Source organism: Rouxiella badensis (assembly GCF_002093665.1).
In the GTDB taxonomy this organism is placed as follows: Bacteria; Pseudomonadota; Gammaproteobacteria; order Enterobacterales; family Enterobacteriaceae; genus Rouxiella; species Rouxiella badensis.
The window spans coordinates 1-10436 of the sequence record NZ_MRWE01000059.1; the positions used below are offsets into that span (position 1 = coordinate 1).

7 protein-coding genes and 1 pseudogene are annotated in these 10436 nt (G+C 47.5%); 3 read left to right on the plus strand and 5 right to left on the minus strand.

Going from position 1 to position 10436, the window contains the following annotated elements:
• Positions 1 to 122: 122 nt before the first annotated feature.
• A complete protein-coding gene (gene wcaJ / locus BS640_RS21670; protein WP_084913317.1) occupies positions 123 to 1517 on the plus strand; it encodes an undecaprenyl-phosphate glucose phosphotransferase in 1395 nt (464 codons plus the stop codon).
• 59 nt (positions 1518 to 1576) lie between these two features.
• Here wcaJ and BS640_RS21675 read toward each other — a convergent pair whose 3' ends face one another.
• The 3 genes and pseudogenes from BS640_RS21675 to BS640_RS21685 form a co-directional block, all read right to left on the minus strand.
• Complete coding sequence (locus tag BS640_RS21675; RefSeq protein WP_017491480.1) at positions 1577 to 2785, minus strand: aldose 1-epimerase family protein; 1209 nt, start codon at positions 2783 to 2785, stop codon at positions 1577 to 1579.
• Between the two features lie 429 nt (positions 2786 to 3214).
• Positions 3215 to 4261 (minus strand): annotated as a pseudogene (locus BS640_RS21680) (fructose-specific PTS transporter subunit EIIC); the annotation flags it as partial.
• A gap of 94 nt (positions 4262 to 4355) precedes the next feature.
• On the minus strand, positions 4356 to 5180 hold the full coding sequence (locus tag BS640_RS21685; protein ID WP_017491478.1) for a shikimate 5-dehydrogenase: 825 nt from the start codon (positions 5178 to 5180) through the stop codon (positions 4356 to 4358).
• A gap of 144 nt (positions 5181 to 5324) precedes the next feature.
• Between BS640_RS21685 and BS640_RS21690 the strand changes: the two genes are divergently transcribed.
• Positions 5325 to 7088, plus strand: coding sequence for an SgrR family transcriptional regulator (locus tag BS640_RS21690; RefSeq protein ID WP_017491477.1), 1764 nt, complete (start codon positions 5325 to 5327; stop codon positions 7086 to 7088).
• Here BS640_RS21690 and BS640_RS21695 read toward each other — a convergent pair.
• Complete coding sequence (locus BS640_RS21695; RefSeq protein WP_017491476.1) at positions 7060 to 8124, minus strand: iron-containing redox enzyme family protein; 1065 nt, start codon at positions 8122 to 8124, stop codon at positions 7060 to 7062. The two genes, BS640_RS21690 and BS640_RS21695, sit on opposite strands and share 29 nt — an antisense overlap.
• Positions 8125 to 8413: 289 nt before the next feature.
• Between BS640_RS21695 and BS640_RS21700 the strand changes: the two genes are divergently transcribed.
• Entirely contained in the window at positions 8414 to 9301 is an 888-nt protein-coding gene (locus BS640_RS21700) for a serine hydrolase domain-containing protein (protein ID WP_084913318.1), read from the plus strand.
• Here the strand turns inward: BS640_RS21700 and BS640_RS21705 are convergent.
• Positions 9290 to 10105, minus strand: a complete 816-nt coding sequence (locus tag BS640_RS21705; RefSeq protein WP_084913319.1) for a TIM barrel protein — start codon at positions 10103 to 10105, stop codon at positions 9290 to 9292. The genes BS640_RS21700 and BS640_RS21705 overlap by 12 nt on opposite strands.
• Positions 10106 to 10436 lie beyond the last annotated feature (331 nt).

Sequence of the window (10436 nt, forward strand, 5' to 3'; positions counted from 1 at the left end):
GTATTATAAATAGTTAATTTTTATTTTAGTGTGGGCAACATTTCTTTATGCCCAACCTAGAATTGAATTAGACGCAGTCATACTTGTAGGTACATGTATCCATGATCTTCAAAAGGAATGATATGACGAGTTTCCGACGGAGAAAATTCCATTATAGTGCACCGGTCACATCGCTCATACAAATTGTCTCGGATGTGTTGACCATTTTCTCTGGACTGTATCTTACACGCCTGCTGTTTGACGAAAAGTTCATGTATCAAGATCTTAACAGAGTCCTGGCGTCAATTATTGCTTTCCAGATGATTGGCAGCTTTACTGACTTTTATCGTTCATGGCGTGGAGTTAGGCTGAGTTATGAACTTAAGATTGTAATAAAGAGCTGGATTTTAACCATTTTAATGACCTTTGGTTTTTTATCCATTCTCAATGCGGAATATGAAAACTTTGTCATTTTTTCGGTATGGTTCCTTACGGTATATCTTGGGCTTGTTGTATCGAGGGTAATTATAAGGCTCGTCATCGGCTATCTTCGTAATAAAGGCTATAACACGCGTAATGTGGCTATTATGGGCGCTATGCCGGTAGGTCTTAAGCTCGCGGAGTCTTTACGTGATGCCCAATGGATGGGGTTTAATGTCTTAGGTGTTTATGATGACAGCGAGACGACATTAGATACAACTATTCCAAAGCGAGGGGGATTTGAACAATTAATCATTGATGCCAAGCTAGGTAAAATCGACCGTGTTTATATTGCATTACCCATGACTCAAGAGAAGATAATTAGAGATGTGGTCGAAGAGCTTGCTGATTCAACCTGTACCGTCGTACTTATTCCAGATATTTTCATGTTTGATTTACTTCATTCGCGCACGGAGGAAATTGATGGTGTGCCCGTTGTTTCCCTTGTCGATACTCCAATGATTGGTATGAACAAACTTATCAAAAGACTTGAGGACATCATTCTATCCGTAGCCATTTTATTGTTTATATCACCTATCTTCATACTTATCGCCATATTAGTGAAAGTAACTTCTCCTGGGCCTATCATCTTTAAACAGCAGAGATATGGTATTGATGGGCGGGGAATTGCGGTATGGAAGTTTAGAAGCATGGCCGTTATGGAAAATGGTGATGATGTCATTCAGGCTAAAAAGGGTGATAGCCGTATAACGCCCCTTGGCAGTTTTCTACGTAAAACTTCACTCGATGAATTACCACAGTTTATAAATGTTCTTGAGGGAAGTATGTCGATTGTTGGACCTCGTCCGCATGCAATTGCCCATAACGAACTTTATCGAAAAATGATATCAGGCTATATGCTACGCCATAAAATGAAACCTGGAATAACCGGCTGGGCTCAAATCAACGGCTGGAGAGGTGAAACAAATACTTTGGATAAAATGCAAAAAAGGGTCGATTTTGATCTTGATTATATCCACAACTGGAGCCTGAGCCTGGACTTGAAAATAATATGTCTGAGCATATTTAAAGGATTCGTCAATAAGTCTGCGTATTAGCCTCCTCAGAAGCCACACGGATTACTTCATGTGGCTTCTGATTTTATCTCTTACCGCCGTTATTCTACGGCGATCGGTTTCTCATCAATCTTCGCGGGTTCATTGCCCTGCAACGTTTTAACCCGTTGCTCGACTTTTTGTACCGCCGCAGCATCTTTTAACAGGGAATAGATCAGGGTAAATTCTGCCGTTTGGCCCGGCTGAAGCTGCTTAACTCGGCCTTGTTGTTTCTCAACGGTGACAGGATAAGCGTAGTTAGTGCCTGGTTCGATACCAGTAACGTATCCCTGCTTCAGCGTATCGGTATTTTTCCACATCGTTAGCAGAGGCAATTGATGGGTATCAAACTCGATTGATGCACCTTTGTCTCCCTTGCTGTTAATGACGGCCGCGACGGTTTTACCGTTGCTGTCTGCCTTAGGCTTGAGATTAAATACCATCTCGTCGAAGTCTTTGGTTGGTGCGCCATAGGTTGCCCAGTTATTTAAGCCTTTTTTGGCGTAGTCATTAAACGGTGAGACTGATTCGAGTGGCGCGATAAAGCGTGCGTTTTCTTCGAGGATAGGCGTGCTGAAATTGCTGTGATAAATTATTTGATAATCATGCGGATAATCAGCTTTATTCGTCAGCACATCATGGATAGTGAATGAGTCGCTGCCCGGCACGTAGCGCAGTTCAGTCCATGTCTCGAGGTTGGCTTTCTTAAAAGTATGTTCTTTTAATAAACCACGAATGCGGATCTCGTGTGGTGCTTGATCATCAACAATGACCTCAACTTTTGACGCTGGCGTATTACCGGCTTTACCGTGAAGCGTATAAATAACGCCATCTTTAGTGACGGGGTGCCCGGTCCATTCGTAGCCACAGCGCACCATCATCTCGTTGAAACCTTCCAGCCATCCTAACCCGTTTCGACTCTCAAGATTGATATAGGCCGGATTAACGACCTCATTTACCGGCGAATCCCAGCCTAAACGGATGCCATGTCCGGTGACACGGAGCAAGTCCATGCCGCGTGTCGGGCTAAGCAGGATAGTGAGCCCATCTTTGCTGGTTACGGTGATGACCTTTGATCCCTCTTGTTTCCCGCCGTGAAGCACTTTTTGTTCGATGCTGAAGGGCTCACCTTCTAACTTCAGCTGCGCGCTGCTTATTTGCCAATTTCCCTGTTCCGTACTGCTGTCAGCATCGGTCAGCACCCACGTCTTTGCCGCGACTTGTCCACTGATTAATGCCAAAACGACGCCTGCCAGAATATGTTTTTTCATCACTCATTCCCTTTAGCTGAATTGATTTAGCTTGAACCAACCGCAGACTACAAAGTTAGAGGAGTTAAAAACGTGAGGATTATCACTTGGACGTTAATTATGATCGAAAGCTGTCTGAATTAGGATTCTCATCACAATATTAAATGTTTTTTATAATTCTTTGCATTCAACACTGTGAAGTGAGTGGGCTGAAATTTTTCATAATGAAATCGATTCAGCTGCTTTTATAAAGTAAGAACAGATTGATGAGCAGGCACAACCCAATAATTTAGCGGGAGGATCCTTCACATTGCCGGATTGAAGAGGAATTGTCAGGGCCATTTTCATTGCCTGAGGGAGAGAGGATTAATCATTGTTATTATTTCGAGGATGACTTTTCAAAGAAGCCCATAACTCACTTTTTTCACGGTCAGTCTGGGCTTGCTTTTATTATTTAAAAGCGGAACTCCCTTCCGCTGTAGCTTCCTCTTCCTTAACATCAACGCTTGACGGTTTTAATACCGAATACATCACGCCGGTGACTATTGTTCCAGCAATAATAGAAAGCAGATACATGCCGACGTGGCCCACGGCATGGGGGATCGCGAGAACAAAAAGTCCGCCGTGTGGAGCCATCAAAGTGCAGCCAAAGAACATCGACAGGCCACCTGCCAAGGCACCGCCGGTCATGGTGGAGGGGATAACTCGCATAGGGTCGCGAGCCGCAAAGGGGATTGCGCCTTCGGAGATAAAGCACAGCCCGAGGACAAATGATGCCTTTCCGGCTTCACGTTCAGACTGGGTAAATTTGGATTTTGCAAGCCAGGTCGCAACGCCCATTCCCAATGCCGGCACCATGCCTGCTGCCATAATGGCGGCCATCGGACCATAGGTCTGCGATGCAAGCAGGCCGACGCCAAAAGTATAGGCGGCTTTGTTAACAGGCCCTCCGAGGTCGAAGCACTGCATCGCGCCGAGTAATATGCCCAACAGTACGGCGTTGGCCGTGGTCATACTGGCAAGGAACGTGGTGAGGGCGCTCATGGCGGCGGCAACGGGTCCGCCAACCACATAAATCATGACAAGTCCGGTGAACAACGTTGCCAGCAATGGGACGACTAAAACGGGCTTTAGCGCGTCCATCTCCGCAGGGAGCCTGATTTTCTCAATCAGGAATTTAGCGGTATAGCCGGCAAGAAAACCGGCAACAATGCCCCCCAGAAATCCTGCGCCTCCTAAGCTTGCCAGCATGCCGCCTATTAAACCTGGCGCGAGCCCGGGGCGATCGGCAATAGAAAAGGCGATGTATCCTGCCAATACCGGCACCATCAGGGCAAAGGCGGCTTTACCGCCGATGTCCATCAGGGCGGCAGCGAGCGTGCCGGGTTCCTTAAATGCTTGAATACCAAAAACAAAAGAGAGAGCTATGCACAGTCCTCCGGCGACAACCAGAGGAAGCATATGCGAAACGCCGGTCATGAGATGTTTATAAATGCCATTATTCATAGGGTACGCCTTCTATTTTTATGTCATCGGATAACGAGTATCGATAGGTTTTTTTTATATAAAAGACTGAGGTGTGATGCTGTGTTTAGGCTCCGGCGCGTGCGTAATGTGCAGCCTGCTGAAACAGCTCATCGTCGGGCCTGACGCCGGTATAGAGAACAAATTGCTCAACGGCTTGAATCGCAAAAACTTCAGCGCCAGTAATGACGGCCTTATTCTTGCTTTTTGCATAGGTGAGCAACGGCGTTTCTGCAGGGAGAGCAACGACCTCAAAGATGACTTGTGCCTGTTCAATCTGCTGCTCGGTAAACGAAAGTTTGTTGGCGTCTTCGCCATTTGCCATACCGATTGGCGTTGCGTTGATCAGCAGATCCGCGTTGAGATTTCCCATCTCTTTGCGCCATTCAAAGCCATAAAGACTGGCTAATTCAGGGCCGGTTTTTTCATTTTTGGCAACAATCACCCCTTTGTTGAATCCAGCATCTTTGAGTGCGCAGGCCACCGCTTTAGCCATGCCGCCGCTGCCGCGCAGGGCAAAGGTAAAGTCGGTGGGGACCTGATATTGCTTCAGCAGGGTAGCTATGGCGATGTAGTCGGTGTTATAGGCTTTGAGATAGCCGTCGTTATTAACAATGGTATTGACCGAGTTGATGGCTTTTGCGGAAGCATCTAGCTCGTCGAGCATCGGAATACATTCCTCTTTGAACGGCATTGAGATAGCACAACCACGAATGCCCAATGCGCGAACGCCGCCAATGGCTGCTTTCAAATCCCGGGTAGTAAAGGCCTTATACAAATAATCGAGATCCATCGCATCGTAGAGATAGTTATGAAAACGGGTGCCAAAATTACTCGGTCTGGCGGCCAGTGACATGCAAATAGTGGTGTCTTTGTTTAAATGTTTAGTCATAACGAACGCCTTAAGATAAATATTTCTGTTATCAAACGGGATGGAACCTTTGCTTTAACCATCAGCCGTTGCGGTTTTGGAAATAATGGCCTAAAAAGGTGAGATTAAAAACTGCTGCATTTTATGCTCTGGAGTTCCTCTTTTATGGCCAGTCGTCGGCTTGAACAACAATATCTGCGCCTGCTGGACGTTTTCCCGGCACAGAGCGGCAGTACCACCCTGCAGGAGTTAGCGGATAAACTGCACTGTAGTAAAAGGCACATGCGTAGCCTGTTGGTGCAGATGCAGACATTAGGTTGGGTTGACTGGCTATCGGTTGCAGGGCGGGGGCATCGGTCGCGGTTGACTCTGCTGAGAAATGCCCATCAGCTGCTGGTTGAAAAGGCTGATAAGCTCATAGGCGAGGGCAGTTTTGACGAGGCAATAAGTCTGCTTGGCGAAGAAAAGCAACTGGTGACTTCGCTGCTTCGTAGCAAGCTGGGCTATAGCATTCGCAATGAGTATCAGTCACTTAGCATACCCTATTATCGCACTATGCCGAATCTTTACCCTGGAACGCCGCTGCGTCGTTCCGAAGTGCATCTGGTGCGGCAAATTTTCAACGGGCTCACCCGCATCAATGAGGATACTGGCGCGCTTGAGCCTGACCTCGCACACCAATGGCGGCAGGTTGACGAGCGACATTGGCGATTCTATTTGCGGCCGGGCGTGTTGTTTCACGACGGACGTGAGCTGGCCAGCCAGGATGTCGTTGAGTCGTTGGCTCGCTGTGCGCAGCAGCCTCTTTTCTCTCATATTCAGCGGGTCTACCAGAGCGGTACGCTAAGTGTGGTGGTTGAGCTCAGTCAGGAGGATCCGCAGCTTCCGCTTTTATTGTCTCATCCGACGGCGCTGATTTTGCCCGCCGACCATGCGTTGCGTGCTGATTTTGCCGCACATCCCATTGGGACCGGGCCGTATCAGGTGAGTGAAAATAACGACTGGCGTCTGCTTCTAAAGGCCTATGACCGCTACTTCGGGTTTCGGGCGCTGCTTGATGAGGTGGAAGTATTGATGTGGCCAGATCTCGCTACGCTGTCATTAGGCGATAAAGCCACCAATTCGACAGCGTTTAACGCTGTGCCCGCGGAGTCTGCCGCCTGGCTGAGCTCAAGCATTAGTGACGTGGATTATGTCGCCGGTCATGCGGTGAATTTCACGGGGAAACCGTCTGACCTTTCAAGCGAGATGTTTCTTGAGCGCGGAGGATATTTTTTGCTTTGCGACAGTCGCTCGAGCCAGTGGCAGAGCATTGAAAAACGACGCTGGCTGCGCGAAAAACTCAATCCGAACCTGTTAATACAGAAACTGATAGAGCCGATTCGACAATTCTGGGTGCCGACCGGAAGCCTGTTGCCTTCATGGTTTCACTGCATGGATGCCGGAAAATCGCAGGCACCGCAGATGCCTTGTCGCTTAAGGTTGGCTTATCACGCTCAGCATCCTGAATATCGGATGTTGGCAGGCGATATGAGAGATGTTCTTGCCGATTCAGGCGTCGAGCTTGAGCTCATCGAAATAGAGTATGAGCGCTGGGCAACGGGAGAGGTAAAAGCGGATCTGTGGTTGGGGACAGTTAATTTCCCCGTTCCCGAAGCCTGGAACGTAGGAGCATGGTTGTTGGGCATGCCGCTGTTAAAAGATCACATTTCTGGGGGTAACGCCGAGATTTTCAACCAGTGGTTGCAGCAGTGGCGAGAAGAGACGCTGACCTCTCAGCAATTGGTGCAAAATGTAGTCGGTGAAGGTTGGTTACAGCCGCTGTTTCACCACTGGATGCGCCTGAAAGGGCCTGAACAGGCGCAGGGGATTCACCTTAACAATCTCGGCTGGTTTGATTTTAAATCGACGTGGATGGAGCCAGAATAGTCTGGCAATCGGGGATGCCCTTCATTGCCTCCAGCAGCTGGTCGTAATAACGTTCGGCGGTACGCAGACGCAGCAGACAACCGAGATAAAATTCATTCTTTGATTCAGGATGCTGGCTGACAATGACGTTGATCACGTTATAAAGCCAGTCATCACCATGTTTGATATCGACTTCAATATGCTCGGCGTAATAGTGGAAGTCTCGTTCCGTGAGCCCCAACCTTGTGCAGCCCTTTACTAATTTTGAATACTGCGGGGGATCCAAAACCTCCGTCATGGCCATGACACCGAGTAATTTATAATAATGGCGTCGATTTACCCCGCCCAGCATAAAAGCATTATGTCCGGACAGTGCCTCCGCGCCATAAAGTTCGACATAGTGATGGGTGGGTAAATTTATGCCTCGTCTTTCGAGCAGGTCTTTATACAGATTTACATGGGTGAAATAACGATCGCCATGCCCCACTTCATCCCATATATTTTCGCTTATGGTTCCTCGGGTCTCAGGGTGAGATCCAATCAGCGTATAGGCGACAAGGTCGAAGAAAATTAGATTTAATGCACTGTCACTCTTGAGGAAAAGGTAAAGCTGTTCCTGTGTTGCATCAGTCTCGATAAAGTCGAACAGGGGATGATGTGAGGCGTTATGCGTTTTCCACAGGTTTATCAAGAACTCAGCGAAACTTTTATTTTTAGCCGGTACCTCGAGGTTTGGCGTATCTTTAAACTCGTGATAAAGCCAACGGGCCTCAATCTTATTCTTTATATTAATAATTATAGGGTCATACTGCCGCTGAGCCGGTATTGATAGGGGATAGCACAGGTTTATCTGGTAAATCATAAATAATGCGTTGTGAATAACCTTTTGTGCTTCGGGTAACGACGTTTCATAGGCGTCATATAAAATAGCGTCGATGTCGTTATCGATATCCCCATTAACGTCTGCAATTGAACTGTTAATATAATGCTTAAGTCTTGAGGAGAAGTTATAAGTATCACTTTCGAATGTTGATTTGACTTCCTTTAAATTAAACATGCAAGCCTCCTTTCCATTGGGGTTGCCGCTAGTCTAGAACGATTTAATTAATTATCTACAACAAAATAAATTATGCTCGTTTTGTTATAATATGCCTTATCAACATGACGAGCCTGGCAAGGCTTTAATCCTCGAAGGCGAAATCAGCCTTCGCCCTGCAGACGGGGAAACGACCTATGCAGTGGGTGAAATTTTTCATCTACGGCCGAATGAACCCCATTAGGAAACCTTCGGGCCGCCAGGCGTCCGATATCTTTCCGGACGAAAGCCCTTTTAAAAGAGGAAGTGAATGGCGGACAAAATCTTTAACTGGTGTTCTATTAGCTTGAGCGGGCGCAGGGAAACCAGCGCTTTGCCGAACGCCCGTTTCCCTTACTGGAGCTTTACCAAAACGGTTATCGCTATTTGTGCGTTAAAGCTTTCTGAAGCAGGCGTGATTGATTTAGATGCACCGCTCGCGGGTGAGGCCTTTACGCTGCGTCAGTTGCTCATGCATACCGCCGGGCTTAATGACTATGCTCAGATAGCCGAATATCATCGCGACGTTGCTGCTAATCAGCTGCCCTGGCCGCGTGAAAGGCTGCTTGAAGCGGTACTTGCCCAAGGTCCGTTATTCACACCGGGCAACGGCTGGTGTTACTCCAACGTGGGTTATATGCTGGCACGCGAGCATATTGAAGCCGTTTCTGGAAAGCCCTTTGCTCATTGGGTCGCTGAGTTTATCTCCCTTCCACTCGAACTACACAGCGTTGAGCTCGCGACGACTCAGGCACAGTTTGCCACACTGCATTGGAAGGCTGCCGCTCATTATCATCCCGGCTGGGTGTATCACGGCTGCCTTATCGGCACGGCGAGCGACGCCGCGTCAATTCTGCATGCGCTGTTTTGCGGCAAACTCGTGTCGACTGCAACACGAGAGCAAATGCTGATGCGTTACCCTTTGGGGGGCGCTATTGAGGGAAGACCTTGGACCGAATGTGGCTACGCGCTTGGCCTGATGAGTGGCCGCGTAGCCGATGGTGTTCGCGCCATCGGGCACTCGGGAGCTGGGCCGTTTTGCGTCAACGCTGTCTATCATTTTCCCGACAGCGAGGACCCAATGACGGTCGCCTGTTTTACCGAGGGCAGCCATGAAGGCGTGGCGGAGTACTATGCTTTAAATCTTTTAAGGCGTTAGCAGAGCAATACTCTGGCGAATTTCTCTTTCAATATCCGCTTCACTCCAGCCCGCAAGCACCGATGAGAAGGGTTCAAACGAATAAATCCCCTGATAGCCTAATCTTTCAAGTCGTAAGACTTGCTCGATATTTTTCATCAAATCTCGTTCGCTAAGCATCAGACGTTCTTCATCGGTCAGCAACGCTTTTCTTCTGTCGTCCTCTACACCAGATACGTGCACCAAACCGATGAGACTGATATCGATTTTGGTCTCAAAATTGACTTCATCTTCCACGTATAAGTAGTGATGGAAGGTATCCAAAACAATTTTGAATGGCACCTGAGCTTCTCGGATCAGCGTTTGTGTTAGCACGGCGGAACGCAGGGAGCTCATTTCAAAGCCAAGGGGCTCCACTAAACCGGCTATACCATATTTCTCGAATAAGGGGGCCAGGGTTTGCATGGCGCTGACGGTGTCTTCGAGTGAAATAGGATTACCGTCATTGAGTGGGCAAAGCACCAACGCCTGAGCACCGATAGCTCTCGCTTCTTTAAGCAACCCTTCTGTTTTCTCCAGCAAGGTGCTGGTTATCTGATTGAATGGATATACCGCATTGATTGTTACTATCTCCTGACGGTATTTTTCTGCCAAAGCATTAACCTGCAGTGCCGAGAGGGAATCGGTGACCTTTCCACTGGGCATATCATTACGCATTTCAACTTTATTCAGACCACAACGCGCCATTAACTGAAAAAATTGTTCGATAGTTAGATTGGGTGCAATTTTACGATTAACGCAAAACCTATTTAGATCAATACCCATACCGAGACTCCTGCCTCATTTTCCGCGAGGATGTTGTAATTCGCCTATTCAAGACAACCAGCGTCGTACTGAATACTTGTGGGTTGGTAATGTCATTGTGCCACTGCAAGAAAATCGACCAATGATGCGACAGTCATTGTCAGCGAAAGGTAAAAGGTTTCAGTCTCTGACAACGATAAATTCATGAAAACATTTATTTCATATTAAGTTAATTGTGAAACTTTAATTTTTAGATCTAGCTCATAAAAAGAATCGTGGCGAGGCGGGTCAACCGTAATCAGCATTGTCTTGAGCTACCTCCTATACTGTTACCGAGATCACAAAACTAAGG

Coding starts and splice junctions, on each gene's coding strand:
- BS640_RS21690 (WP_017491477.1), top strand. CDS start 5,325: ATGGCCAGTCGTCGGCTTGAACAACAATATCTGCGCCTGCTGGACGTT.
- BS640_RS21695 (WP_017491476.1), bottom strand. CDS start 8,124: ATGTTTAATTTAAAGGAAGTCAAATCAACATTCGAAAGTGATACTTAT.
- wcaJ (WP_084913317.1), top strand. CDS start 123: ATGACGAGTTTCCGACGGAGAAAATTCCATTATAGTGCACCGGTCACA.
- BS640_RS21675 (WP_017491480.1), bottom strand. CDS start 2,785: ATGAAAAAACATATTCTGGCAGGCGTCGTTTTGGCATTAATCAGTGGA.
- BS640_RS21705 (WP_084913319.1), bottom strand. CDS start 10,105: ATGGGTATTGATCTAAATAGGTTTTGCGTTAATCGTAAAATTGCACCC.
- BS640_RS21700 (WP_084913318.1), top strand. CDS start 8,414: ATGGCGGACAAAATCTTTAACTGGTGTTCTATTAGCTTGAGCGGGCGC.
- BS640_RS21685 (WP_017491478.1), bottom strand. CDS start 5,180: ATGACTAAACATTTAAACAAAGACACCACTATTTGCATGTCACTGGCC.